Annotated in this window: 37 protein-coding genes and 1 pseudogene; 20 read left to right on the top strand and 18 right to left on the bottom strand. The window is 46.6% G+C overall.

The genetic code is table 11. From position 1 onward, the window contains the following. Positions 1–155 precede the first annotated feature (155 nt). Positions 156–1313, bottom strand: coding sequence for a hypothetical protein (locus RS881_RS34170; RefSeq protein ID WP_315814848.1), 1158 nt, complete (start codon positions 1311–1313; stop codon positions 156–158). 179 nt (positions 1314–1492) lie between these two features. Here RS881_RS34170 and RS881_RS34165 point away from each other — a divergent pair, with 179 nt between their 5' ends. From RS881_RS34165 to RS881_RS34150, 4 genes are all read left to right on the top strand, one after another. Continuing rightward, a complete protein-coding gene (locus RS881_RS34165) occupies positions 1493–1822 on the top strand; it encodes an ArsR/SmtB family transcription factor (RefSeq protein WP_315814847.1) in 330 nt (109 codons plus the stop codon). Between the two features lie 56 nt (positions 1823–1878). Continuing rightward, a complete protein-coding gene (locus tag RS881_RS34160; RefSeq protein WP_315814846.1) occupies positions 1879–2523 on the top strand; it encodes an arsenite methyltransferase in 645 nt (214 codons plus the stop codon). Positions 2524–3023: 500 nt separating this feature from the next. Next, entirely contained in the window at positions 3024–3713 is a 690-nt protein-coding gene (locus RS881_RS61845; protein ID WP_315814845.1) for an arsenic resistance protein, read from the top strand. Positions 3714–3866: 153 nt separating this feature from the next. Beyond that, the gene (locus RS881_RS34150; RefSeq protein WP_315814844.1) at positions 3867–4634 is read left to right on the top strand and encodes a metallophosphoesterase family protein; all 768 of its coding nucleotides are present in this window, start codon (positions 3867–3869) and stop codon (positions 4632–4634) included. 138 nt (positions 4635–4772) lie between these two features. Here the strand turns inward: RS881_RS34150 and RS881_RS34145 are convergent, their stop codons facing one another. Then, entirely contained in the window at positions 4773–4901 is a 129-nt protein-coding gene (locus RS881_RS34145) for a hypothetical protein (RefSeq protein ID WP_315814843.1), read from the bottom strand. A 568-nt stretch (positions 4902–5469) separates the two neighbouring features. On the opposite strand from RS881_RS34145, the gene RS881_RS34140 reads away from it, so the two are divergent. Both RS881_RS34140 and RS881_RS34135 read left to right on the top strand, forming a co-directional pair. Beyond that, complete coding sequence (locus tag RS881_RS34140; RefSeq protein ID WP_315814842.1) at positions 5470–6435, top strand: alpha/beta fold hydrolase; 966 nt, start codon at positions 5470–5472, stop codon at positions 6433–6435. A 115-nt stretch (positions 6436–6550) separates the two neighbouring features. Next, positions 6551–6853 (top strand): LytR/AlgR family response regulator transcription factor, encoded by a 303-nt coding sequence (locus RS881_RS34135; protein WP_315814841.1) that lies wholly within the window; start codon positions 6551–6553, stop codon positions 6851–6853. Positions 6854–6944: 91 nt separating this feature from the next. Here RS881_RS34135 and RS881_RS34130 read toward each other — a convergent pair whose 3' ends face one another. From RS881_RS34130 to RS881_RS34105, 6 genes are all read right to left on the bottom strand, one after another. Continuing rightward, complete coding sequence (locus RS881_RS34130) at positions 6945–7082, bottom strand: hypothetical protein (protein WP_315814840.1); 138 nt, start codon at positions 7080–7082, stop codon at positions 6945–6947. Between the two features lie 26 nt (positions 7083–7108). Beyond that, on the bottom strand, positions 7109–7765 hold the full coding sequence (locus RS881_RS34125) for a DNA glycosylase AlkZ-like family protein (protein ID WP_315814839.1): 657 nt from the start codon (positions 7763–7765) through the stop codon (positions 7109–7111). Then, entirely contained in the window at positions 7726–8136 is a 411-nt protein-coding gene (locus RS881_RS34120) for a DNA glycosylase AlkZ-like family protein (protein WP_315814838.1), read from the bottom strand. Before RS881_RS34120 ends, RS881_RS34125 begins: the two co-directional genes overlap by 40 nt. A gap of 46 nt (positions 8137–8182) precedes the next feature. Further along, positions 8183–8419 (bottom strand): sensor histidine kinase, encoded by a 237-nt coding sequence (locus RS881_RS34115; RefSeq protein WP_315824697.1) that lies wholly within the window; start codon positions 8417–8419, stop codon positions 8183–8185. Beyond that, entirely contained in the window at positions 8419–8841 is a 423-nt protein-coding gene (locus RS881_RS34110) for a sensor histidine kinase (RefSeq protein ID WP_315814837.1), read from the bottom strand. The genes RS881_RS34115 and RS881_RS34110 overlap by 1 nt, the downstream gene beginning before the upstream one ends. 138 nt (positions 8842–8979) lie before the next feature. After that, positions 8980–9264 carry a response regulator transcription factor gene (locus RS881_RS34105; RefSeq protein ID WP_315814836.1) on the bottom strand — a complete coding sequence of 95 codons (285 nt, stop codon included), beginning with the start codon at positions 9262–9264 and terminating at the stop codon, positions 8980–8982. Between the two features lie 143 nt (positions 9265–9407). On the opposite strand from RS881_RS34105, the gene RS881_RS34100 reads away from it, so the two are divergent. Both RS881_RS34100 and RS881_RS34095 read left to right on the top strand, forming a co-directional pair. Then, entirely contained in the window at positions 9408–9572 is a 165-nt protein-coding gene (locus RS881_RS34100) for a GNAT family N-acetyltransferase (RefSeq protein ID WP_315814835.1), read from the top strand. A 7-nt stretch (positions 9573–9579) separates the two neighbouring features. Then, complete coding sequence (locus RS881_RS34095) at positions 9580–9969, top strand: GNAT family N-acetyltransferase (RefSeq protein ID WP_315814834.1); 390 nt, start codon at positions 9580–9582, stop codon at positions 9967–9969. Between the two features lie 4 nt (positions 9970–9973). Here the strand turns inward: RS881_RS34095 and RS881_RS34090 are convergent, their stop codons facing one another. Further along, the gene (locus RS881_RS34090; RefSeq protein ID WP_315814833.1) at positions 9974–10243 is read right to left on the bottom strand and encodes a hypothetical protein; all 270 of its coding nucleotides are present in this window, start codon (positions 10241–10243) and stop codon (positions 9974–9976) included. A 331-nt stretch (positions 10244–10574) separates the two neighbouring features. On the opposite strand from RS881_RS34090, the gene RS881_RS34085 reads away from it, so the two are divergent. The 12 genes from RS881_RS34085 (at position 10575) to RS881_RS34030 (ending at position 17736) form a co-directional block, all read left to right on the top strand. Beyond that, positions 10575–10721 (top strand): hypothetical protein, encoded by a 147-nt coding sequence (locus tag RS881_RS34085; RefSeq protein WP_315814832.1) that lies wholly within the window; start codon positions 10575–10577, stop codon positions 10719–10721. Between the two features lie 111 nt (positions 10722–10832). Continuing rightward, complete coding sequence (locus tag RS881_RS34080; protein WP_315814831.1) at positions 10833–11849, top strand: hypothetical protein; 1017 nt, start codon at positions 10833–10835, stop codon at positions 11847–11849. A gap of 97 nt (positions 11850–11946) precedes the next feature. Next, positions 11947–12183 (top strand): hypothetical protein, encoded by a 237-nt coding sequence (locus RS881_RS34075; protein ID WP_315814830.1) that lies wholly within the window; start codon positions 11947–11949, stop codon positions 12181–12183. Next, positions 12159–12404, top strand: a complete 246-nt coding sequence (locus RS881_RS34070) for a hypothetical protein (RefSeq protein WP_315814829.1) — start codon at positions 12159–12161, stop codon at positions 12402–12404. The genes RS881_RS34075 and RS881_RS34070 overlap by 25 nt, the downstream gene beginning before the upstream one ends. A gap of 20 nt (positions 12405–12424) precedes the next feature. Then, the gene (locus RS881_RS34065; RefSeq protein WP_315814828.1) at positions 12425–12742 is read left to right on the top strand and encodes a hypothetical protein; all 318 of its coding nucleotides are present in this window, start codon (positions 12425–12427) and stop codon (positions 12740–12742) included. A gap of 20 nt (positions 12743–12762) precedes the next feature. Then, positions 12763–13557, top strand: coding sequence for a hypothetical protein (locus tag RS881_RS34060; RefSeq protein ID WP_315814827.1), 795 nt, complete (start codon positions 12763–12765; stop codon positions 13555–13557). Between the two features lie 2 nt (positions 13558–13559). Next, complete coding sequence (locus RS881_RS34055) at positions 13560–13793, top strand: hypothetical protein (RefSeq protein ID WP_315814826.1); 234 nt, start codon at positions 13560–13562, stop codon at positions 13791–13793. Between the two features lie 38 nt (positions 13794–13831). After that, positions 13832–15016 carry a tetratricopeptide repeat protein gene (locus tag RS881_RS34050; RefSeq protein ID WP_315814825.1) on the top strand — a complete coding sequence of 395 codons (1185 nt, stop codon included), beginning with the start codon at positions 13832–13834 and terminating at the stop codon, positions 15014–15016. Positions 15017–15055: 39 nt separating this feature from the next. Further along, positions 15056–15691, top strand: coding sequence for a sensor histidine kinase (locus RS881_RS34045; RefSeq protein ID WP_315814824.1), 636 nt, complete (start codon positions 15056–15058; stop codon positions 15689–15691). A 119-nt stretch (positions 15692–15810) separates the two neighbouring features. Continuing rightward, positions 15811–16488, top strand: a complete 678-nt coding sequence (locus RS881_RS34040) for a response regulator (protein WP_315814823.1) — start codon at positions 15811–15813, stop codon at positions 16486–16488. A gap of 109 nt (positions 16489–16597) precedes the next feature. Further along, positions 16598–17395, top strand: coding sequence for a serine hydrolase domain-containing protein (locus RS881_RS34035; RefSeq protein WP_315814822.1), 798 nt, complete (start codon positions 16598–16600; stop codon positions 17393–17395). Then, the gene (locus RS881_RS34030) at positions 17392–17736 is read left to right on the top strand and encodes a serine hydrolase (RefSeq protein ID WP_315814821.1); all 345 of its coding nucleotides are present in this window, start codon (positions 17392–17394) and stop codon (positions 17734–17736) included. Before RS881_RS34035 ends, RS881_RS34030 begins: the two co-directional genes overlap by 4 nt. 118 nt (positions 17737–17854) lie before the next feature. Here RS881_RS34030 and RS881_RS34025 read toward each other — a convergent pair whose 3' ends face one another. From RS881_RS34025 to RS881_RS33985, 9 genes and pseudogenes are all read right to left on the bottom strand, one after another. After that, complete coding sequence (locus RS881_RS34025) at positions 17855–18121, bottom strand: hypothetical protein (RefSeq protein ID WP_315814820.1); 267 nt, start codon at positions 18119–18121, stop codon at positions 17855–17857. 392 nt (positions 18122–18513) lie between these two features. Next, positions 18514–19096, bottom strand: a pseudogene (locus RS881_RS34020) (alpha/beta fold hydrolase). A gap of 91 nt (positions 19097–19187) precedes the next feature. Further along, positions 19188–20012, bottom strand: coding sequence for a sterol desaturase family protein (locus tag RS881_RS34015; RefSeq protein WP_315814819.1), 825 nt, complete (start codon positions 20010–20012; stop codon positions 19188–19190). Between the two features lie 11 nt (positions 20013–20023). Then, on the bottom strand, positions 20024–20218 hold the full coding sequence (locus RS881_RS34010; protein ID WP_315814818.1) for a hypothetical protein: 195 nt from the start codon (positions 20216–20218) through the stop codon (positions 20024–20026). 46 nt (positions 20219–20264) lie between these two features. Beyond that, positions 20265–20681 carry a hypothetical protein gene (locus RS881_RS34005; RefSeq protein WP_315814817.1) on the bottom strand — a complete coding sequence of 139 codons (417 nt, stop codon included), beginning with the start codon at positions 20679–20681 and terminating at the stop codon, positions 20265–20267. A 160-nt stretch (positions 20682–20841) separates the two neighbouring features. Further along, entirely contained in the window at positions 20842–20985 is a 144-nt protein-coding gene (locus tag RS881_RS34000) for a hypothetical protein (protein ID WP_315814816.1), read from the bottom strand. 277 nt (positions 20986–21262) lie between these two features. Then, positions 21263–23560 carry a phosphatidylglycerol lysyltransferase domain-containing protein gene (locus RS881_RS33995; protein ID WP_315814815.1) on the bottom strand — a complete coding sequence of 766 codons (2298 nt, stop codon included), beginning with the start codon at positions 23558–23560 and terminating at the stop codon, positions 21263–21265. Next, positions 23487–23786: a hypothetical protein gene (locus tag RS881_RS33990; protein WP_315814814.1), complete on the bottom strand. Its 300-nt coding sequence runs from the start codon at positions 23784–23786 to the stop codon at positions 23487–23489. The genes RS881_RS33995 and RS881_RS33990 overlap by 74 nt, the downstream gene beginning before the upstream one ends. A 179-nt stretch (positions 23787–23965) precedes the next feature. After that, the gene (locus RS881_RS33985; RefSeq protein ID WP_315814813.1) at positions 23966–25171 is read right to left on the bottom strand and encodes a hypothetical protein; all 1206 of its coding nucleotides are present in this window, start codon (positions 25169–25171) and stop codon (positions 23966–23968) included. Position 25172: the final 1 nt, after the last annotated feature.

The following is a 25172-nucleotide window of genomic DNA, read 5'->3' as shown; positions in this document are numbered from 1 at the left end:
AGACATACAATGTCTTTGGTTTTAGGAATATCGCATCCCTTTAAACCGGCCATAAACAGTGTAAGTCTTTGGCTTATTCGGGCAGGCGCCCTTATAAAACACACCATTGTATACTCCCTCTACATAGGAGCCAATGTTGCCCCAATTTGTAACAGTTATTCCGCCCGAGGAAAAAGCTTTTTCGAGGGGTTAGTACACGTTAAATAGTCAGAACCATAAGCATCGTGTATAAGATAAGCGATCCCGACGGCTCTTTCACTGGTATACGTATAAAGATTGTTTAGGTCAGGGGTAACCGTTTTTATTGCCAGAACCAACTTTGTGCTTGTCTGTGAGTTCAGCACGGTTATTACTGTACTGGCACCGTTGGTGCCAATAATCAAGTTGTCAAAGGCCTCGTTTCCATCCTCAGAAATAACCGTGGCAAACTGTTTCTTATTCAGTACAGCGAAACCAACATGGTGTAACTGAATCCCCGTTCTGAACTTTTCACGCTTGCTATCGAGATCAATAATCTTTGCGGAAGTGGGCACGCGCACCACGGTTTCCATAGCACCTGTTTTATCAGGTGCTGTAATGGTTGCTTCACTTCCGGCTGCGACAATAGTGGCGCCGCCATTGACGTTCCAGTCAGCAATCGCGGAAGGGTTATTAAATACGGTCATATCACCTACTGGTAAAATATCTTCAATAATGCCGGCAGCATCTTTTATGGTCAATTCATTGGCCATTACTTTAAGATGGATCTGCTCATTGTGCCCAACTACTTCATCTGTTGTCTGCAACTGATATTGTTCAAACAAGGCCCAATCGCTAAAATGCATGGTTTCTACTGTTATTGTGCTACTGTCTTCATTAAGCTTTGACCTCGACTTGACCTGCCAAACATGCTGTGGATCCTGAAAGGCAAAGTAAAGTGCCCCGGCACTGGTTCCGGCGAGATCCGCGTTTGAATAGTGAAACAGCAGGGTAACCGGTTTCTGAAAGCTGGTGGGTGACGGTAATAAACGATATGCCACACCAGAACTAAGCGGGAGTGTATTGGTAATCGGCTGTATTGAGAAGTCAGTGGTCACACTAATTGCTCCTGCAGGAACTACAATTGTCAGCCGTCCATCTGGTGTGCTGAACTGGCCGCCTGCGGCACCGATCGGTTGGGTAGTAGCATTACCTATAGCAACACCCTGTTCCCTCGGGACAGGGTGTACTGCTGGCTCTTCTGTATGGGGAGAACGCTCTTTCTTACAGGAAGCCAGCAATAGGATAGCCGCTATGAGCGTATACGTTAATATTATTCCTTTTGGGTTGTACATGGAAACAAGTATTAGAGAAAGCAAAGTTAGCCTGGTATAAAAGGGCGGTCAAGCCCACAGATATGTATAAGAGTAATAAAAAATGGGAAAAGGGCAACAGATATGTGTCACATGTTACCTCCAGCATTCTTTTGCAAAAAAGAATGCTGCAATTCAATTATTAATCGTAATATTGCGATATGGGTCTGACGAAATCAGAAATATTCACGGATAAGCAAAATAGGCTGGCGCAGATGATGAAGGCATTGGGGCATCCTGCCCGCATAGCCATCATACAATACCTGGTTAAGGCGCAGGCCTGTATCTGTGGTGAATTGGTAGAAGAATTAGGGCTGGCCCAGGCAACCATCAGTCAGCACCTTAAAGAACTTAAAAATGCCGGTTTGATCAAAGGAACTATTGAAGGTACCAGTGTTTGTTACTGCATTGATCCCAAAGTCTGGCATCAATACCGTAGTGCATTTGATGCCTTTTTTGTATCCTATGTTAACAAGGATGAATGCTGTTAGCATTTTTTTGCCCCTAATAATCGCAATATTGCAATAATACAATTAACTATTAATCAATGCAAACGCCCGATCAGATCAAAGACATGGTGAGGCAGAAATACAGTCAGATTGCCTTACAGGATAAAACAGACAATGCAGCCTCCTGCTGTGGGGCTGGTGGCTGTTCTATTGAAACGGTTAACATTATGACGGATGATTACAGCAACCTGGAAGGTTACAATCCCGATGCCGACCTGGGCCTGGGTTGTGGATTGCCTACGCAATTTGCTCAAATTAAAAAGGGCGATGTGGTGATTGATCTTGGCTCCGGAGCTGGCAACGATGCTTTTATCGCCAGGGCCGAAACAGGCGAAACAGGTAAGGTGATCGGTATTGATTTTACGCCGGCAATGATTGAGAAGGCCAGGCAGAACGCTGAAAAATTAGGCTTCCATAATGTAGAGTTCCGGCAGGGTGATATTGAAAATATGCCTGTTACAGCCAATACAGCGGATGTAATTGTGAGCAATTGTGTACTGAACCTGGTGCCCAATAAGGACGGTGTGCTTAAAGACATATTCCGTGTATTGAAGCCTGGTGCGCACTTCAGCATTTCTGATATTGTATTGGAGGGTAACCTTCCCCCGCTATCCAGGAAGCTGCAGAAATGTATGCCGGTTGCGTTTCTGGCGCCATTCAAAAACAGGTGTACCTTGAATTAATAGGCAATAATGGATTTACGAATATCACCATACAAAAGAAAAGCCCATCCTAATTCCTGATGACATACTAGCTGGTTACCTTTCGCAAGAGGAAATAAAAGAATTCAGAAGCAGTAATACAGGCATCTTCAGCATTACCGTTTATGCAGAAAAGCCAACAGAAAAAACGGCCTGTTGCGAACCCGGTTGCTGTAGCTAAACTTACACCCAGCAGGATCGCTACTGACATTTTGTAGATAACCAATCAATGAATGGCTAATGGGTGCTAATAATTGTAATCCGGCCAATGAAAGGCAAAGGCTTGGTTTTTTGGATCGGTATCTGACGCTATGGATATTTCTGGCCATGGCATTGGGGGTGGGTATCGGGTATTTTGTACCCAAATCAACAACGTTTATCAATTCCTTTTCTTCGGGCACTACCAATATTCCACTGGCGATTGGACTAATTTTAATGATGTACCCTCCCTTGGCAAAAGTTAGGTATGAGAAAATGGGGAGGTGTTTAAAAACACGAAGATACTGGGCATATCGCTACTCCTCAATTGGGTGATTGGCCCCTTACTTATGTTTTTGCTGGCAATGCTCTTTTTAAAAGATTATCCTGAATATATGACCGGCCTTATCCTGATTGGCCTGGCCCGTTGTATTGCCATGGTGATCGTTTGGAATGAATTGGCTGAAGGCAACCGGGAATATGCAGCCGGTTTGGTAGCGCTGAATAGCATTTTTCAAGTGGTATTCTTTAGCATTTATGCATATGTTTTTATCACTGTATTACCTCCTTTCTTTGGTTTAAAAGGTCTGGCTGTTGATATTACCATTGGACAAATAGCAGAAAGTGTAGCGATCTATTTGGGAATTCCCTTTGCAGTGGGTGTGATCACCAGGTTTGTACTATTAAAGGCAAAGGGAGAAAAATGGTACCAGGAGCAATTTGTACCTGCTATTTCACCCATCACATTAATAGCCCTGCTCTTTACCATCGTTGTCATGTTCAGTTTAAAGGGAGAACTGATTGTTCGTATTCCCTTTGATGTCATCAGAATAGCTATCCCATTGGTCATCTATTTTGCGATCATGTTCCTCGTTAGCTTTTTTCTGGGCAAAAAAAGGGCGCCGATTATTCGCAAAATGCGGCTGTCTCTTTTACGGCAGCGGGTAACAATTTTGAACTGGCCATTGCTGTAGCCATTGGGGTGTTTGGCATTAATAGCGGCCAGGCTTTTGCCGGGGTAATCGGACCATTGGTTGAAGTGCCGGCGCTCATTGCCCTTGTTAATGTGGCTTTCTGGCTACGAAAAAAATATTACACAACTACTCAAACGGTTTAATCACTCCAACATGAACATTGCATTGTTTTCTGACATTCATGCCAACCTGCCTGCCCTGGAAGCCTTCCTTAAAGATGTGGATAGCCGCCAGCCGGATGCCATCTATTGTCTGGGAGATCTGGTAGGTTATAATATCTGGCCCAATGAAGTGATCCATGAAATACGCAAAAGAGGCATCCCTACGATTGCAGGTAATTATGATTTTGGCATTGGCCGAGCCAGTGATGATTGTGGTTGCGCTTATAAAACCGACGAGGAAAAGGCTAATGGAGCCGTCTCCATTTCCTTCACGAATGAGCTTGTTAAGCCGGAAGAAAGGAAATACTTAAGGACCTTGCCTGCGCATCTCCGGATTGAATTTCAACTGAACCAGGATAAACTGAATTTATTACTGGTACATGGAAGTCCCAGGAAAATAAACGAATACTTGTTTGAAGACCGGGACGAGAAGAGTATGCTGCGTATTATGCAGGATGCCGATGCAGATATCATGTGCTTTGGACATACGCATAAGCCTTATCATCGTATTTTAGGGGCTAATGATAACAACCATTTCCGCCACGCCATCAACATTGGTTCGGTGGGCAAACCCAAAGACGGTAATCCACAGGGAGGATATGTTATGTTACATATTAATGACAACAGTTCCATTACAGATAAAAACAGTATTCAGGTAGAATTTATCCGATTTAGGTATGATGTAGAAAAGGCAGCAAAAGCAGTAGAGGACAGTCCGCTGCCCAATGCCTACGCAGAAAGCCTCCGTACAGGAATTTAAGCAGCAGCAAAGTAATAGGTATGCATAATAGTAAAGCCCCCATTATCGGGGGCTTTACTATTTAAATCAAACCTTGGCGGTTAACCTTTGTCACACTTGCTTTTGTCGCAGCAAGGTGGGGTTGGTTTGGGACAAGGTTTAGGGCAAGGCTTTGTACAGTTTTTTCTGTTTTTGCTTTGCTCTCTTTATTTTTTTACCGCCATTGGCAAAGGCTACTGTGCTGCTCATGCACATAGCAATAGCAGCCAATAGAAATAACTTTTTCATATTGTTGAGTTTAAATGAAATTAAAATGATTGTAGAAAAATAGCTGGTATGTACCTAGCCGAAGTTTGGTGGCTTCCACGCAGTAGAGCAGTAGGTGAAAATGTAATTTGACTGATAAAGCGGGTATTCTGTTTTTACAACTCCGGTAGATCTTCCAGGATTGATAACGCTAGTGAGGGTGATTACATAGCAAAGCGGGCAGTTCAAACAGCAGTCGGCCGTATTGCTTTTGTTCTCCGTAGGTGATTTTTGCAGGGAGTGCTTGCCTTTTTGCAAGCGCTGTTGGTCTTTTGCTGCTACAGCTGCTTTGTTTGATTGGAACTGGGTTGCAATACACTGGTAAAGCAGCTAATTCCATGATGTAGATCAGCAGGCAAAAGGTTAATATGGAGGCTTTACATTTCAAACAATGGTTTCCTTTCTGAATGTAAAATAGCAAAAAAGATTGAAGAATACCGGCCTTTGTCCAGACCACCGGTTAATCTGTCCACTTCACAGGGTTGTCTTTCTCCAGCGACCCTAAGTCCGGCAATTTCGTGTCATCAATTAACACTAAACAAGTTATAAGATGAATACCAATAACCGCCGTTCCATCACCACCGCTCTACTTTTCAGTATCACTTTGCTGGCTGCCAGTCAAACGGGCAATGCGCAGCAGGCCGGAAATACCACACAGCCTTCATCTTCCTTTGACGAGATCAAACAAGTTAAAACCGGTATCCTGGATATTGGTTATGCCGAAGTAGGTCCGGCCAATGGCCAACCTGTGATCCTGGTGCATGGCTGGCCTTATGATATGCATAGGTATACCACCGTATCGGCCCTGCTGGCTGCCAGGGGTTACAGGGTATTGATTCCTTACCTGCGGGGTTACGGCACCACCCGCTTCCTGCAGGCATCAACACCCCGTAATGGCCAGCAAGCGGCGCTGGCAGGTGACCTGATCGATTGCATGGACGCACTGCATATTGATCAGGCGATACTCGGTGGCTTCGATTGGGATGCACGTACGGTAGATATTGTAGCTGCCTTACGGCCCGAACGGGTCAAAGCGCTCGTATCGGTAAGCGGTTACCTGATCGGCAGTCAGCAAGCGAACCAGAAGCCCCTGTCACCCAAAGCCGAACAGAGTTGGTGGTACCAGTTTTATTTCGCCACCGGGCGGGGGCAGCAAGGATATGAGGCCAATCGCCGCGATTTCAACAAACTGATCTGGCAAACGGCTTCTCCCAAATGGCATTTCGATGAGGCTGAATATGAAAGATCAGCCGCTTCATTCGACAATCCCGGCCCTGTGGCCATCGTGATACACAATTACCGCTGGCGCCTTGGGCTGGTGAAGGGAGAGGCACGGTATGATGCCTGGGAGAAGAAACTGGCCGCCGGGCCTGCCATTACGGTACCTACGGTGACCCTGGAAGGTGATGCCAATGGGGCGCCACATCCTGATCCTGCGGTATATGCTGCCAGGTTCAAAGGCAAATACTCAAACCATTTTCGCAAGGGGACCTGGAAAAAGCCATCGGCAGGGTAGAGTCGCGGGGTAATTTTTTTCAGCGTAATAGCCAGCCCGGTCTCGCGGCTTTATTCAGCAAGTTGGGCAAAGAGGAAGGCAAAAGAGTTTTCTCGTATTCCAGGATAATAAGTATGTGACTGTTCCTGCGGACCAGATCGCCTTTTTTTATTCCCGCCATGAAACCACCCACCTGGTGAGTTTTCAGCAGCAGACCTATGTGGTGACTCAGTCGCTCGATCAACTGCAAAGCCAGCTATCGGCCTCCCAGTTTTATCGGCTGAACAGGCAATACATTATCAACTTCAGTGCAGTAAAGGAAGTGGAACATTATTATGGCCGGAAATTGTTGCTTCACCTGCTGGTGAAGGCGCCTGACGACTTGTTGATCGGGAAAGAAAAATCTACCGCCTTCCTTAGTTGGTTGTCGGAACGTTGACTTTCGGAAAGGTATCAAGTGACTGCTGGTTCATTAGCATATTGATTGCGTATTGGCTTTTGTGTGATGTAGCGTGTAAAATGTCTAATCATCAAAGCCCTGCCTTAATGGTGGTAAGGAATTGTTTGTTGTTCGACTTCTTAATTTGGATATCGTGGCAACGATTGAATTGGGCAAATTGTTGAATGGCTGCTGTGATCCTGGCAAGGTTTGCTTTGCTTAATTTCACCGCTTCAAAGTGTAGGTTATGGATGATTAGTGTCTTTTGTTTTCTATCGGCCTTGAGTCCATCCTGGCCACAAAGGTGTCGCCCAATAGTACGGGTAGTGAGAAGTAGCCATACTTCCGTTTGGGTGCAGGTACAAAACATTCAACCTGGTAGTCGAAGTTGAAAAAGTCGCGCAGGCGATGCCGGAAGACATTCAATACATCAAAAGGCGAAAGGATAAAAACGTCACCGGTCAGGTTGATCGTTTTATTTTTATAAGCAGGCAGCATATATAGTGGTACGGCTTTCATTCCTTCTACAGTTACCTGAACAATTTTACCCTCTTGCAGGAGATTTTCCAGTTCTGTTTTCAACAGGTTGTTTTGGGCTCGTCGGGCACGCCAGGCTATTTCTTTTACACCGGCAATACCCAGTGCTTTTAATTCCCGTAGGATAGCATGCCTGGCAAATTCCTGTTGCGTGGGTAGGGTGGTGTCAATATCGTCTGGTACCAGGTTGAGGGGCAGGTCGTATATTTTCCGGAAGTTGCTGTCGCGCGTTACCATGAGTTGCCCGTCCATATACAATCTTTCGAGGGCTATCTTCGATGGCCGCCAATCCCACCAGCCTGTACTGGCTACCTGGCGGTCATTATCAAAGTCCTTTACCGTGAGGGGACCTTCGCGGGCAATCCGGTCCAGCACTTTTGCATAAGATTGACCTCGGGCTGGGTCAGCGGTTGCCTGTTGGCTGCAAAGGCTTCTTTAATTGGCAGTGAAAAGCGAAAGTGGGGCATGGGCATATAACCCGAGTCGGAGGTAAAGAATTCAAAGATCCTTCCATCGGCCTGCAATTCTGCCAGGTATTCGGGTTTGTAATCGGGTACACGGGCTGCAATGGCATGGTGATGGGCCCGCTCAACTACTGCAATGGTATCGATCTGTACATAACCCAGGTGGTCAATAAGTTTATACACCGCCTCACGCCCTTTTCCCCAATAAGTAGGCTTTGAAAGCCCGGCTGCATGGAGAATGATCTTCCTGGCCTGGGATAGGGTAAGCGTGACTTGCTTCATAATGGTATTGTTTTTGCAAATGGCTGATTAATGCACTTGAAATTACTTATAAATCAATCTCGACCAGAACAGAAGTGCCTCCACCCGGAGTAGAATTAATGTCCACCCTGCCTCTTAGGAAATCTATCCTGTTTTGAATATTGATCCAACCGGTGCCTGCTCTATTGTCTGCCGCACCCGGTTCAAATCCCTTGCCATCATCTTCCACCGTTACCGACAATATTTTATCTTGTTCGGCAGCATGAAGCTGGACCAGCACGGTGTTTGCTGCCGCATGTTTTATTACATTGTGTACCAGCTCCTGTACGATGCGGTAAACGGCCAGCGAAGTGGTCTGATCGATTGCTGTTTTTCTAGTCCCATTGGCTGGTATACGATCGTGATCACCCCACTTCGGCCAATCTCATTGCAAAATTCTTTCAAGGCGGCATGCAGTCCATATTTGAGTAGTATCTCGGGCATCAGGTTGTGGGCTACACGCCGCATTTCGCGGATGCCGGTATCCAGCATGTCCAGGTTGCGTTCAAATGCCTGGGCGTTCTCAGGTAGCATAACGAGGTTTTCTTTCATATTGATGAAAGAATATTTTATACCGCTCAGCATGCCTCCCAGCAGTTTCAACATACTATCTATTGCAGGCAATGGCTGTGCGGATGCGGCATAACCTTGCAAAAGGAAAAGTAGGGTAATAATAGTATTCCTCATTTTAAAGCAGTCTTTCCATTCTTTACAAAACAAAGGATTTGTCGGGTTAATTCCTTTCAACCTTTTAATGATATTACTGAAAATGTGATAGAAATCAATCATTTTATTGATTGGCCGGTCTCCTCCGGCGTTCTACTTTTACAAAGTAAACATTTCTGGTAATACCTGTCTTCTGAAAAGCACTGATATTGAGGTTGACCGGAATGGGATAAAAGCGGTTGTAGAGGTGCTTCTTTTTAACCAGGCCTTTAGCCGGGCCAGCAGTTCCCGCATTTCAAAAGGCTTTGCCAGGTAATCAACGGCGCCGGCATCAAAGCCCACCACTTTATCATCAGTACTGCCCAGGGCCATTTTTTTACCTGCCTCGCCGTCATGAACGGTGGTCACCTGGTAGCCTGCCTCTTCCAGCCCGCACTGCACCAACTGGACCATCCTTATTTCATCTTCAATAATTAAGATAAGGTGTAGGGAAGCTTTGAGCCTGGTCTACCTGCTTTGTGTAAACTGGACTAGGAAAGTGTTGTTCATTGCCGGTAATTTTACTGCGTCAACAACAATTATCTTCTATGCAATTTTCGATTCAACCCATTATGGAAAATAACAGGGCCCTCCTGCTTCCTTTGGAAGCAACGGATTTTGAGGCTTTGTATGCAGTGGCTTCCGATCCCAAAATATGGGAGCAGCACCCCAATAAAGAGCGCTGGAAAAAGATGTGTACACTACTTTTTTGAAGGAGCCATGGAAAGCAAAGGGGCTTTTAAGATCATTGATAAAGCAACCGGCGAAATAGTGGGTAGTACCCGTTATTACGAGTATAATGAGGCCGAAAACAGTTTGGCCATTGGTTATACTTTTTATGCTACCAGGTGTTGGGGCACTGGTTTCAATCCTTCCATCAAGCAGCTCATGCTTGATTATATGTTTCAGTATGTGGGTAAGGCCATTTTCCACGTAGGGGCTACCAATATCCGTTCACAGATAGCTGTAGGCCGCTTGGGCGCCGTTAAAACAGGCGAACAAACAGTACAATATTATGGTGAACCTCCCAAGCTGAACTTTGTGTATGAAATAAAGCGGGAAGATTGGCTGGCGCGCACAGGCAATAGTGCGGTTGGTGTAGCCAGGTAATGGGTTAAACAGGCTGCCTTTTTATCAGAATAAGCTGCCTTCCCTCCAACCAGGCAAGTCCGCCAACCACCAGTACCTGTAGTACCAGAAAGATAGCGCCAAAAATAGTGGCGCCCGGCAGGTACAGGATCAATAACACCACGCTCACAAGTGTCCAAAACCAATTGGCATATACCAATATCCGCAGCCTGCCCGGGTGTGACTTTGGCGGCAGCGCCAATGATATTGCAAACAGCCCATAGGCCAGGGTTACTGCTGCGACGATAAAGGTCAACCAGGCGGGCAGCCCTAAAAAGTCTTCCAGTATCTTATAGAGTAATAAACCGGGTAGCGTATTCCCTGCACTCTACTACAAATTAAGTATTTTATACCCGGCCAGAAGGTAGAAGTTTTGTACCCATCATTCACTTTAAGTTCTGAGCAATGAAAAAGATACTATACTACCTGCTACTTGTAGCCCTTATCAGCAATGGCTGCCGCAAAATGACCGCGGCGGCAACACCGAACCTGACCCCTCTATTCCCGGACTGCCTAAAGAAGGCATAACGGTTGGTACCAGCGTATTTGGACGAATTGTCGATGAACAGGATAAACCGCTGGCCGGCGTGGCTGTTACAGGAGGCGGTAAATCGGTGGTGACGGATGTAAACGGTATTTATATCCTCACCGATGTACAACTCGACCAGGCGCGGGCTTATATTACAGCCCTTAAGCAAGGTTTTTCAAAGGGTCACGCATCTTCCAGCCCATGAAGAATGGCTTGTCCAAACCCCTTTAATTAAGCTGCTGGCGCAAAAAGTATTGGCACCATCGGCGCCACAACTGGCGGTGCGGTAGAATCGAGCGGTGGTATTAAGATCGAATTGCCTGCCAATTCCATTGATGGCTATACCGGTCAGGTAAATGTAGTAGCCAATTATATAAACCCCACCAGCCCCGATTTCTTTGCCCGCATGCCGGGCGATCTGGCGGCAGATAATGCCGATAACAAAAGAGGTGCACTTATTTCTTATGGCATGTCGAACCTTGACCTGCTCGATGATAAAGGCAATAAACTAAAGATCAAAGCAGGCAAAGATGTAATGGTGACTTTACCCGTACCGCAAAAACTGCAAAGCTCGGCTACCCCTTCTATAGACATGTGGTATTTTGATGAAGAAAAAGGCATCTGGAAACAGGAAGGGAAAGGTGCCTATCAACATGGAAAGTACGTAGGTAAGGTTACTCACTTTTCCGTCTGGAACTACGACCACTGGAATCCCCTGATGATATTGCCAATGGTGTTGCGTTGGATCATACCCAATATTACCAGCATGCCGCCGGATGAGGTCAGTGATATTGTAAATCACCCGCCCGACTTTTTACTACAGGTGCGCGATAAAAAGACACAAACAACCTTGTATACGAATGTCTTTCCGCCACCCACCCCCAATCCCAACAACAATCCTCCCGGTGGCACCAGCACCGTCACTTTCCCCTTGCCCAGTATGACAGACATCATGGAAATAACCGTGATGCCGGTACAGCCCGGCGGCCCTGATTATCCCACCAATCCCAATCATACACCTACAGGAGGAGAGACTCCTCCTGCGGCGCCTACATTTGCAGATGAAGGGCAAAGTGTAACCATGGAGGTAAGGCCTACCAATCCGCCCACTACCATTACCATCACCCTGCCTCCTGCAGGTGGTGGCGGTGGCAACGGCGAAACCATTGTGAATGTAAATGGCAAGGCAGTGAATTGTGATAACAAACCGGTAACTGCGGGGTATGCCTTCCTTAGTATGCGCAGTGGGAATACCATTGTAAAAGTACGACGGCGCCCGTATTTGGCGCCGAAGGACGATTCACGGCACAATACCTGTTCATGCGGGCCTTGACCAATAAGGTCGATAACGTAGTATTGACCGTTTATGATGTGGCCACCGGCAAAAAAGCCAGGATATCAAGATCAACGTAACTCCTTCTGTGGCCTATATGCTACAGCAGCCGGTAAAAGTGTGCGATAACCCCGGCACGGGCAACCCAGGTACAGGGGATGATAAAGTATTCCAGGGCAATTATTCCATTAACGATGCTACCAGCCTGAAAGCATTTATCGATTCAGGATATACTGCTGTAAGCGGCATGTTGTACGTTTCAAATATGACCGACCTGGGCGGCATCGTAAAGCTGAAAAAAGTAGGGGTTTGGAATTGCGCCGGAACAATATAACGAGCCTGGGTGGACTGGCAGAAGTTGAAGATATGTCCTATCTGTCGTTGGTAGAAAACGGTCAATTGGTCAGTGCGGCCTTTCCCAAACTGGCCAGCAAGACCGTGCAGGGTATTCATATCAACTACAACCTTTCGCTGGTGGCACTTACCTTACCCTCCATTGAATCGGTGAGCCCCTGGGCAATGATAATATTTCCATTACGGGTAATCCATTGTTGAAAACCCTGTCCATTCCGGGTTTGAAATCGGTTGACAAGTGTGGCTTAATCGAGATATCCAACACCCTACTGACTAACCTGAGTACATTTGCCAATGCCAGTGGTACATTGGGAGGATGGGGCATGACGCTGGTTGACAATCCCGACCTGACTTCGGTAAGCGCACTTAAAAATATTGTGTGCTCCAGCAGGCTCACCATCGATCAGTGCCCGAAGTTAGCTTCTCTCGAAGGCATCAATATACCGGCTGTGATGACAGATTGGGTATCCATCACACGCAATGATGCACTCACCGATATTACCGCCGTGGCCAATAAACTAAAGTCAACCGGGGACTGACCATAACCTCCAACAAGGTATTGCAAACAGCTCATTTCCCGCTTTATGAAAAAGGCAATATTGCCTGCAAGGAAAATGGGGCGCTCACCACCTTTACCTTGCCCATGTTCAGGGAAGCTGAATCTGTCAACCTTACCCACAATATAAAACTGGCTACGATCAATATGAATGCGCTGGAAAAGTTGCCCAACGGTATTCACCTGGATGGCGGATTTGAAGTCGTGCAAGCTTTAACCACCTTCGATCTGCCTGCCTTAAAAACCTGTGGCCGGTTTACCATTATTAATTGTCCGGGCATCACCAACCTGGATGGGTTTGCCAACCTGGAAAGTGTGGACGGCGACCTGACCATTTCAAATGCCAATATACCCGGTGCCAGTATCAGGTTGCAAACGATCAACGGATTTAATAAGTTGACAATCGTCAAATACTCCCTCGGATTGGAAACCGCTGCAGGATCCGGAGACGGGTTGGTTGGATTTGACGGTCCACTCAATAGCATCAAGGGTTTTAAGAACCTGAAAACCGTAGGGGCTATGTTTACCATCGGCGGCAAGAACCTGGCCGATATTTCAGGCTTCTCCAACCTGGAAAGCGTGGGGATGGACCTGCGCATCATTACAACAGGGTTAACCGGACTCACGGGCCTGGCCAGGCTGACCTCTTCGGGGCTTAATGAAAACCGGGCGATCAATATCACCGACAATACCAAACTCACTACCCTGAAAGGATTGGCTGCTATAACCAACGTGGTGAGCATCTTTATTGCGCGGAACCCGGCACTGCTCGATGTTGATGGCCTCGAAAAGTGGTGACGATGAAATACGGCATTACATTGGGACAGAATGATAAACTGGCCAACCTGAACGGATTAAGTAATGTGGATGGTACCATTACCAACATTAGTATCAACGGAAACAAAGTGTTGAAGAACTTATGCGGGATTACCAGGGTGGTAAAGGCAGGGGCCATAACCGGCGGCTATTATGTGGCCAACAATGGCTATAATCCCACCCAGCAGCAAATAATAGCAGGGCAATGCAGCCAATAGCGGGGAATCCGGTAAGTTTGAGGAATAATAGGGTGTACATGCCTCGTATTACAACAATCCTGTTGTTCTTCCTGTTGCCCGCAACAAATTCAGTTGCTCAAACCGGCATGATAGACAGTTTACTGCAAACTATTTATCATGCCGGTACTGAAAAGGATAAATTAACGGCCATCCTTAATTTGTGCGAAGAATACCAAAGCCTGGATCGTGATACGCTTGATCATTATGCCTATAAGGCCAGGGACCTGGCCGCCAAAACCGGCGATAAGAAAGCGATAGCGCTGGCAACCATCGCAGTGGCCAATGATTATCTGCGCTGGGGTTGGGTAGATAGTGCCATTGCCACCATTAGCCCCGTATTGGCAGCACACAAACCAGGGGAGCCGGGGGAAAGAGATATTTATTTTAAGGCGGCCCGGCAGCAGGCACTGTATTATGGAAGTCATAGCAAATATGCCGAAGCTTTGGCTGTACTTTATAAGATCGTGGGAGAGGCCGAAAAGTACAAGGATACCCTGGTGATAAGCACGAATATGAACACCATTGGTTCTATTGCCCTTGCCCGGGAATTGCCAACAGAAGCATTGCAATGGTTCAGGCGGGCACTAGTGAACCTGACGAATGAGCCCCGGTTCAATATGGTGCGCGCATCTGTCTATGTTAACCTGGCACAGGGGTATTTATTGAATAATGAACTGGATACGGCCGTTTATTATGGTGAACAGGGTATACAATTGTTGCGGCAGGGGCAAAACCTGCATGTACTCGCCATGGCCTTGCAAAGACAGTCAACTATTTTTCTGAAAACCAATGCCGTCAACAAGGCTGAAGCTGCTTTGCAGGAAATGATCCAGGTTAGGGATAAAATGCGCGATGGGGCTGTTTGGATCGATGATCATTTAGCACTCATTAATTTCTACATCACCACCCAACAAATAGATAAGGCCATTGATTACTGCCATAAGAAATTGCAAAGGGGGCAACTGCATGCCGCCAGGGCCGGACCCGAACAAACCTTTGCCAATACGCTAAGTATGCGCATTGGCTATTATGATTTGCTGGCCAAATGTTATAAGATCAAAGGAAACAATGCGGCGTACGAACAAACACTGGAGCAGATCATCCGGGCCAAGGACTCTTTGTCGGATGTACAGGCCGAACAGGCCATTGCAGAGATGCAAACAAAATATGAGGTACAGAAGAAAGAGAATACCATCATTTAACAGCAACTAACCATTGCTCAAACGAATAACAGCTTATTGTTGGCAGTAAGTATTGGAGGCCTCGTGCTTTTAATGGCCTTCATGTTTTTCAGGGATTACCGGAAAAAACAGCGGCAAAAAATGCAGCAGGCTATAGACAAAGAGAAGACCCTGGCGGTGAAGGCTGTGGCTGATGCCGAAGAAAATGAGCGCAAACGCATAGCGGCCGATCTGCACGATAACCTGGGCGCTTATGCGGCTTCCATTGCTTCCAACCTGGATATTATACAAACGAATGGCATCAGCGAAGAGAATAAAACAGCCCTGGAAGAATTGAATAATAATTCACAAACCATGGTCGCCCAATTGAGCGATACCATCTGGGCCTTGAATAAAGATACCCTTACCCTCACGGCCATCAGCGACCGGATCAAGGTGCTGCTGAACAGGATCAGGAAAAGCCATAGTGGTATCGATATGGAAGTGATAGAGCATATAGAACTGGATAGGGCCCTGCCGCCCACCCAGGCATTCCATCTTTTTCAGGTGATCCAGGAAGCCATTACCAATGCTGTAAAGCACAGTGGGGGCAACCAGGTATGGATTGAGGTAACAGGTAATACGAACTGGCGGGTAAGTGTGGCTGATAATGGAAAAGGAATGATGAACGAAATTAATCAGGCAGGGAGGGGGTAATGGATTAAAAAACATGCGGGCAAGGGCCGCCCTGGCCGGTTGGGATATTAGCTGGGAAACTGTTGATCCATCGGGAACCAGGGTTATTATTCAACCTATGCCTGCTAAAAATTGAAGTTATGAAATTCAGGATCGCGCTGGCGGAAGACAATGCTGTAAATCGTAACACCTTCATGCAGAAATTGAAAGTGTCGGGCCAAATGGAATTGGTATTTGTAGCCTACAATGGCAATGAATGCCTGGAACAATTGAAAGGCTTGCCCCATACGGGACTGCCCGAAGTACTGTTCATGGACCTTGAAATGCCCGAATTGGATGGTATTGAAACGATCCGTATCGCAAAAACCTTGTATCCGCAGATACAGTTTATTGTGCTTACCGTATTTGATGATGATGCCAAAATATTTGAGGCCATCAGGGCCGGCGCTTCCGGTTATATATTGAAACATGAACCGGCGGCCATCCTGGAAGGTGCAGTAGTAGAGGTGCTGCAAACAGGCGGTGCGCCCATGAGCCCGGCCATTGCCCGCAAAGCATTGCAGTTATTGAGCCGCACCACCGCCCCCGAATTAGCCACCGCCCCTGCACAAACCATCCCCGTCAATATCACAGATAGGGAGCAAGAGATACTCCAACACATGGTAAGCGGTTGGGATGCTAAACGGATTGCCGCCGCCCTGCAGGTAAGCGTACTCACCGTAAGAAAACATATTGCCAATATTTACGACAAACTACATGTCAACTCCCGGGCGCAGGTAATATCCCTTGCCCATAAAAACAAATGGCTGAAAGAATGATTGGCAGCATTAGCCTGGTTATTGAATTTCATTCCTGGTGCCACTTACTTTTAATTGGCCATGCTACTAAGTTTTAATAGCTTCCGGTTTCATCAAAATCAGTCGCCCCATGAACCGCCTGGCTGCTATTTATCTTCCCCTGTTCTTTCTTTTTGCAGGTTTGTGTTTTCAGCAAAGCCATGCGCAGTCTGCTGCAGCAGAAAACTGCATAGCGGAATGGATGAAGCAATCAAAAGTGGTAGGCTTGTCCGTAGCTGTTGTTAAAAACAATCAGCTTATTTATACCCATTCCTTCGGATATAAGGACCTTGAAACAAATACCCCACTCACCGATAGCAGCTTGTTTCGCATTGCCTCTATTTCAAAATCTTTTACAGCTACCTCCCTCCTGCAATTGGTAAAAGCCGGGAAACTATCACTGCATGATGATGTTAGCGACCTGGTAGGTTTCCAGGTGAGGAACCCCCGTTATCCCGATACCAGGATCACCCTCAGGATGATCCTTTCACACCGTTCTTCCATCAATGATAGCCAGGGTTATTTTACCCTCGATGCCATCAATCCCGGTAAAAATCCCAATTGGGCCAAATGTTACAACCAATATGCCCCGGATAGCGGATATATGTATTGCAACCTCAACTTTAACCTGGCAGGAGCTATCCTGGAAAAGTATTCGGGCGAACGATTTGATCAGTATGTAAAACACCATATCCTCGATCCCCTGGGTTTGTATGGTGGTTATTGCGTGGATTCCTTGGATAGATCACGCTTTGCCACTATTTATGAATACAAAGCCGACTCTGATAAATTCATCCCTTCGCCCGGCGCTTATGCCCCCGCAGCGAAGAGATCGCCAACTATACCAGGGGATACAGTACCCCTGTATTTTCACCAACCGGCGGTATGAAGATCAGCGCTACCCACCTGGCCAGGTATATGATGATGCACATGAACCTGGGTAAACTGAATGGCAAAAGGATCATCAGCCGGAAAAATGCGCGGCTGATGCAAACACCACGATCAAAAGAAGAAGGATATGGGCTGGCCATCACGACCACAGATAACCTGATCAATGGCAAAACACTTAAAGGGCATACCGGTTCGGCTTATGGTTTATACAGTTCCATGTTCTTTGAACCCAAAGAGAAATGGGGCATCGTGGTCATTACCAACGGCTATTATTCTACCGAACCCGGCGGATTGAAACCCTTTGTCAATTGTTTGTATGAGTATTTGATTAAAGAGTAGCTTGAAAAGCGGAAAAGTTGATAAGTTGAAAGGGTAAGAAGTACAATCCTCATTACCCTGTCAACTTATCAACTCGTTAACTTTCAACCTTCCAACGTATCAAGCAACTTGCTCCCCATTACCAAACCCTGAAGATCTCTCTTGAACCCGTAAGATACAGATCCGTATACCCGGCCATTTTCTCTCCCATCTTTTTCATTTTCTCGGGATCAGCTTCCATCCTTTTCCAACTGCCTTCAAAATCGGCCATGTCTTTATACTGACTTACAATGATAACCCGGTTGTATTGACCGGTAAGGTCAGACAGGATATTGACCAGCTCCGTGCTATCGGCCATTACTTCTTTGAATAATTTGGCCAGTTTGAGGCATTCCCCGGTTTGCAAACAAAAGTTTCTTGAACAATGATCATAGCTACTTATTTAATTGTGAATGATAAATCAATGTCGTTTACTTCAGCATAGCGTCCTACTTGGCTTATTGATGATCTGCCCGTGCCTTCAACACCCGCTCGCCTCCTCAACACATGCTTGCCTCAACACTCGCTCACCTCTGTCAACACTCAACACTCGCTCGCCTCTGGCGAGTGAGACCATTTCGTAGCCTCCGGCTACAGATCTGACAGTAGTCTACAGAATCCTGCCCAGGGCGGCTGTCGGGTGGGTCGCTCTCTCCAGGAGCGGCTCACCCTGATCTGGTTGTATTGCAAAGTTGGAGCCTGGCTGGCACCTGCAGAGGGGGAATTGCGACTGTTTGGATGGCCTTTTAGCCAAATGGCCTATTTTATCCAGGCCAATACCTGTTGGGCCACTTTACTGCCATTGTCATCAAAATGGTGCCCTCCTTCAATCGTGATGGTGTTGTAGTTGTGGATGGACAGGCTTTGGAGGGGAAACTGGTTCCTTTCAGTGCCCAATACAAACAAGATAGGTCTGACTATTTTATTGATCTCATCGGGCACACTGTAAGCCTCTTTTCTTGAAATGCCCAGCATCTCCGTAAGGTGTACCTCAAAGTCGGTTGATTTGTAAGGCAGCATCAATACAATATGGCTCGTTTTAGCGGCAATGTTTTTATCCAGGTAGTTCTGTATAAAAGGTGTCACATCAGCGCCAAAAGAATAACCGGCCAGTATCAATGAATCACGATTCCATTCAGCCAGGTATTTGTTTAATAAAGCACCTACATCCGCTGCCGTTTGCGCCGGTGTTTTTCTTCCAGAAATAATCTTTGGAGTTCAAGCCGATCACAGGATAACCGGCTTTGTTAAAGGATTGCAGCAGCGCATTGGAAAAGCTGGTCCAGCCACCATCACCCGAGGCATAAAATATAATGGGCTTGCCGGGTATATTACTGCTCAATAACTTAATGGGCAGCTTTTCCGTTTGCGCCTGGCCATTGGTAAAAAACAAAAGCTGGCTACTAAAAGGAAATATTTCATGCTATCATTTTTTATGCAGGTGTCTCCGAGGCAACAGCAGCAGGGCTTTCTTTCAACTGCTGTTCTTCCTGGATAAACGATTGCCTGGCCATTTTGGCTGTTTTATGGTTTCCGGTATGGCTCCAGCCTGGTGGCATCACCAAATACAACAGCTTATTTTTTATGCCGGGTGCAGCCACAATATCTTTCCCCAAACAAATAAACTCACCAAAATAAGCATCCCATAAACTATTGGGTTTCATCTCCCGCGTAATGCCATATTCAATTTTGATATCCCTTCTTTCTGTTTGGTAGGTCTTGAAGATCCGGTCCCAGATATTTAATAGATTGCAAAAATTGGTGTCCATATACAATGGGTTTTTTGCATGATGAACCCGGTGATGAGAAGGCGTCAATACAATATTGTTTAAGAAACCCAACCTGGCGTCTTTCAGTATATTTTCTCCAATATGTATAAAAGATCCCCAGAAACCGTCAATGAACATAATGAAAAACAACAAGGCAGGATTAACCCCCAGCAATATACAGATCGAAGTACGGACCACATCCGCATAAGGCGCTTCTAAAAAGAAATGCGCAAAATTAACAAAGAGGTTCATTTGCTGTGGGGCATGATGCGTGGAATGCAGGCACCATAGTAGCCGAACCTTATGTGCTAAAGCATGATACACGAAATGCGAAAATTCCCAGATAATATAACCATATATAAGCCAATACCAGGTAAAAGTGGTGGTAAAAATAGCCCACTTTTCAAGTAGCCCGATGCAAAAGGCCACGGCTGCAATGGAGATAAACCGCGATATGAATCGATTTAGCACAAACACCAGGAAAGGCATCTGGTAATCCTCTATTTTAAAACGTTTGTAAAAAGGGCCCGTATGATCTCCAGTAATAGCAATAAAGGGATGATGGGCCCTATCAAAGATTGTATGCCTCCTAAGGTAGAAAGAGCGCTATAATCGCCCGATTGCCCCAGTTTAATAATACCGCCAATACCGAAGAAGCCAATTAACTCATTGTATAATGTTTGTAATATATCCATGGGGGTATTTAAAACTTCTAACTGTTTTAAGGTACAAAAAGTCTTTTTACAAGTATCTTTTTTTCCACGCCTGCATCATGTGCACATTGATTGCCCACTGATCGGCAATTGGCTGGTTGGTAAATGGAACAGTTGGCATATAAGTAGGAGGACCAAATTCCGTTAACATCGTGAGCGTTTTGCCTTGTTCCTTTTTTAAGGCAACTATCTTATCCCACCAGGAAAAATGCGCCTCTACGGCAGATTTCCACTCCGGGGCACGTGGGTCGCTCACCTGCGGACCCTGAGCGTGACCAACCCGTGAATGAACATGATCTGTACGGGATATAGCCAGTTCAACAGTGGCTGGCTGATCTTCCAGTAAGCTTTCACTAACATTACACCAGTGTGAAATGTCCAGCGTGAGCCGAAGATCCGGGTTGCCCTGTAGATAATGCAAAGAGGCGGGTGCTGAATACAGCATACGCGATCTGTGGGTTTCATGATAAATGGGTACACCTGTTTTCTTTGCATGGTCTACCGTAAAATCAATAAACCGCTTGTTCTCTTCGTAAGTAAAAAGTCCTTCCCCGAATGCACATTGATATATAATGGCGGCTGGTAAGTATTATCGGTTGCTTCCTTCAATACCTTTTAAAAGTGGCAAAATGCGGATCGGGAAGCGCTTCGTCTCCCCGGCAAAGAAAACCTACGGCTAATTGATACTTCTTTAAGGCACTGAACAATTCCTTTTGCGTGGTGGGATCAGCATTCCAAAGAATTTCCACCCCATCATAACCGTCCTGTTTTGCCTTCTTACAAAAATCAGTTACAGCGCCATTGAACCCCCAAAAGGCGCCATGATCTTTAAGGTAAAACCTGCTGATATCTTTTCCGGGAGCATGGTAGCGGATCCGAAGGTGTCTATTGAGTTTAAAAAGAGGGCCGTTGTTGCTGCAACACTATTCCCAATAAAATTTCGCCGGTTAAACTTCATAACAATCAGGGTTTTGGAAATACAAATTACATGATTTTTAATCAGTACAGACCGGGATGTAGTTATTTTTATAACACCGGCCGCATCACCTTCCTAAGTGCAGCAGGTAAACTGAACAGGTCAAAATCATGTTCATATACCAGGTATTTATTTTCCCAGAAACTGGCATACTTTTCTTTGAACTCCCGCAGGCCATAATACTGCCTGAACCGTTTGGCATTGGGCGAAAACAATTTTAATAATTGCTCGGCCGTATTGTCGGGTTGGTTAATACCTGTTAACGGTACCATGCCCAGGTTGATGAACGATTTCTGTTTCCTGCGCGCATAATTGATCAATTCAAGTATCAGCGCATCGGCAGCGGCAGGCGGGGCCTCATGGGTTTTGCGGATCAGGTCATACGTGCATTCTTCCGCTGCATAGTCGGGAATGATGTTCAGAAAAGCAATGACCTTGCCGGCTCCATCCGCCACCGTAATGATGTCTTGCTGCATTAACTCCCGCGCATCAAACATACCTTGCGCAAAGACCAGCTCAGTGCGGGTAAAGGTTTGCAGCCAATCGTCCGATACCCATTTCAATGCCTGTACAAATGCTGTGCTTTGCGGTCCTTCATGTACCGTAACAACATATCCCTTCTTTTCTAAATTGTTCAGGCCATTGCGCAGCGATTTTTTATCCCTGCCTGCCAGGTTGAATTTCGCCAGTTCCAGTATCCCTTCCTGGCCAATCATCAGCTTTTTCTTTTTCATGGCATGGAAATAAGGGATGCTGTCTTCGTTTACCCGGTAAAAAGCAGTCCTCAAACCCATCTTCCGGCAATGCTGGTCAAACTCCATCAATACCACTGCTTTATAGGCTTCAGCACATACCGGTTCCTCCAGCACAATCGCAAACCCACCAGCTATGCGGTAGGCAATAAATGCTTCCTGCAGGTCGGAGAAGAAATACAATTTGTCCCTGTATACTTTGAAATAGTCCATGGCCGAACCGCCGTATTGATTCAGCAGGAATTGCGCACGCTGACGAAAGGTTTCATTGACCTTATGACGCCTCGTATAAGGTATGATCAGCGTAAATAAGAGAAATGCCCAGGTAAGAAACCCGGCCACACGGATGATAACAATGAACTCATGTCCAAACCGCGTCAAAGGATGCAGGCCACTGTCTTCAACCAGCAAGAAACTATTCAACGTATGTTGCAGGGATTGCCGCCAGGTAAAGTCAACTCCAAAATGTTTTTGGTCGATAAAATAGAAACTTAAGAACCCAAATAACAAGGCGGCTGATATACTAAGCAGCGCTGTTTGAACCCCCGTCTTGATCCACTTATAACTGCTCCGGGCGCGGTATTGATTGCCCGTGGTGAGCAATATAAACAATGTAATACCCGCCAGTAGCGCTTCCTCATAATCGAGGGCTTTGGTAAGATGCCCTGCGAGAGAAAGAAAAGACAGGGCCAACGCAATGATCCAGGCGCTGCGTAAGCCGCGCAACAGGAAGGCAGCCGTAACTACCAGGCCCAGCCCAATGTACAATACCAACACATTGGAGGCATGCATCGTACGCATGGGCAGGTATTCCTGCAACAGGTGCAGGCGGCCATGTACCGGTGGCAATACAACCGATATGATATTGATAATACCCAGCGAGAAAGTAAGCAGGGCAGGGGCCACCCGGAAAAACAGCTTTCGTCCCTTCCACGCAAAAGCTACCAGGCCAGCCAGTAAAGGCAACCAAAATTCAAATACCCTGAACAATACCATCACCGCCAGGGCTTGCTGCAAGGGATACCCAAATTGTTGTAATACATATACCAGCGATATTTCTACGGCCCCTAGCCCCTTTAGGAAAGGAGATACTACCATCATCAATACACCCGCCGTATAGGCTGTTGCTACCGCCATCAGCGAGGCCGGCAGACCCAGGGCCAGCATAGCCAGGTACAAGTGAAGGATACCGCATACTTCTACACCCGTAGAGAAGAGAATGGCCCCTGTATATTGTTGTAGGTCTACCCGGGCCGAGAACAGATCGTCCAATTGAGGCATCGCCTTGGGAAACTTTTTTGCTAACCATAAATAGAGCTTTCCCTTTTGAGCGATGGAACGTATGGCCAGGGCCAGCGTACCCAATAACAACACCATGATCACCAATCCGCCAACCATATAACCTGGTTGAACCTGTTTTACCATAAAGGGCAACAGGATAACGACAGGTAAGCCTACTACGACCACGGTGAGCAGACTGGCAAAACCAAAGAGGCCGCTGGCCTGGTATACCTGGATTTTGCTAAAACCGGCCTTGCGGATCTGCGAAGGGGGAATAAGCCAGTGCGCTGATGCTGCCGGCAGGCAGGAACACACTGATAAAATTCCTTTTCAGGAAAAGCAGGATGGAATTGATCCAGGAAAAACGCAGACCAATAGCAGCAAAACTTTTTAGATAGATACCCGATTGAAACAGGATGTAGATGCCGGTTAATGCCAGGCCCGCCGTTATCCACCAGGTATTGGCCTTGTGCAGTTGTGGCAGGATCGTGTTTAATTCTTTTCGTTCACTGCGGAAAAAAACAAAGGCCAATAAAAGCACCAGGATGGCCAGTATTTCCTTTTAGGTGCACGGCGAAAGAAGCTGTTAGCCTTATGTTGTTGGTTAATGTGCATGGAAGGTATTTGCAACTACAAACCTACCATGGATAAATGCCTGTTCACCCCTTGATCGGTGAACAGGCATTTATCGTCGGCGGTTGGGAGCTTGTTTAGCCCCGTTTATTTGATCTCGATACGGCGTATGACACTTTCTGAACTGCCTCCTTTACCATCATCAGCAATCACTTTCCAGTAATAAGCTTTACCCGATTCCAGGTTGGCAAATTCATGCATCATCGTGGCGGTGGTGCTGCCTTTGTTTGCGCGGCCACAGAAGTAATACGTGGCAGCTACACCCAGTAAGATCAGCAGCAATACCAATAACAGCAGTCCGGGTTTTCTGCGCATACCCAGGAAGAAAAGAAGGAAGAATAGCAGCAACCCTGCCAATCCGGCCAATGCGGTGCAACCCGTTTGCCTTTTCCACCAGGCGGGGGTGCCGCCTACCAGGGTAGCATTGTTGTTATTGGGACCATCATTGACCGGCCATACCACCAGTTTGTAAGTGATGGGGTCCCCGTCTGCATCTTTAGATTTTGTCCATTCAAATTTTACAGGCATCGTCAGCCCTGTTTTAAAATCATCGGGGAAAGTCAGTACCGGGGCATCGGGTATGGCGTTGTTATTGATCTTATCGGCCTCCACATAGGTTTTGCCAAATCCTGTTTCACCGGTTGCCATTACATCCAATACACAATTGGATCTGCGGTTACCATCTTTTATTTCACCACATATTTTTTCGGCTTCGGCCTTGGGAATGGGGCGCTGTGGTTTAATACCACCCGGAACATCCGGTGGAATACAATTTTTAGTAGAATCACCGCCCGGCCAGGAAGGGTTCGTAAATGTTTTGGTAGAAGTGCCGGGGGCGTAATCGAACAGCGAAGTGGTATCATGCACCCGCCAGGCATTGCCAAATACTTCATACAGGTCGTGGTAACGTTGTGTTAAACTGCTAGGCATGGGGCCCAGCCATTTCCCATCAGGAAGCGCTGGCAGCCAGTTGCCCGCAGTTATTAGGCCCATCAGCCCATCTGTGGCCCTTACATGGCGCGAATCAATATTAAGGTACCATACTTTGTAATGATCCCACCAGCCCGGGGTAATGATCAATACCGTGCCGCCTCCCGGCTCAACCTGGATGCCACCGGCAGCACTGGTTTGAATGATGCGGCCGCCCGTATTCAGTGGAATACCCGCAGCAGTTAACCGCACCGGTTTGCCATCAATGCGCAACTGAAGTCCCGATGGATCGGGTTCACCATTTAAGTTGGGTTGATAAGTGATCCGTTGTTTGCCTGCCCTGATAGCAATGGCGCTGTTCACA

The organism is Paraflavitalea speifideaquila (genome assembly GCF_032395985.1).
GTDB lineage: Bacteria > Bacteroidota > Bacteroidia > Chitinophagales > Chitinophagaceae > Paraflavitalea > Paraflavitalea speifideaquila.
The sequence above is the reverse complement of the archived record's forward strand: the minus strand, read 5'-3'. Positions and strand labels throughout refer to the sequence as shown.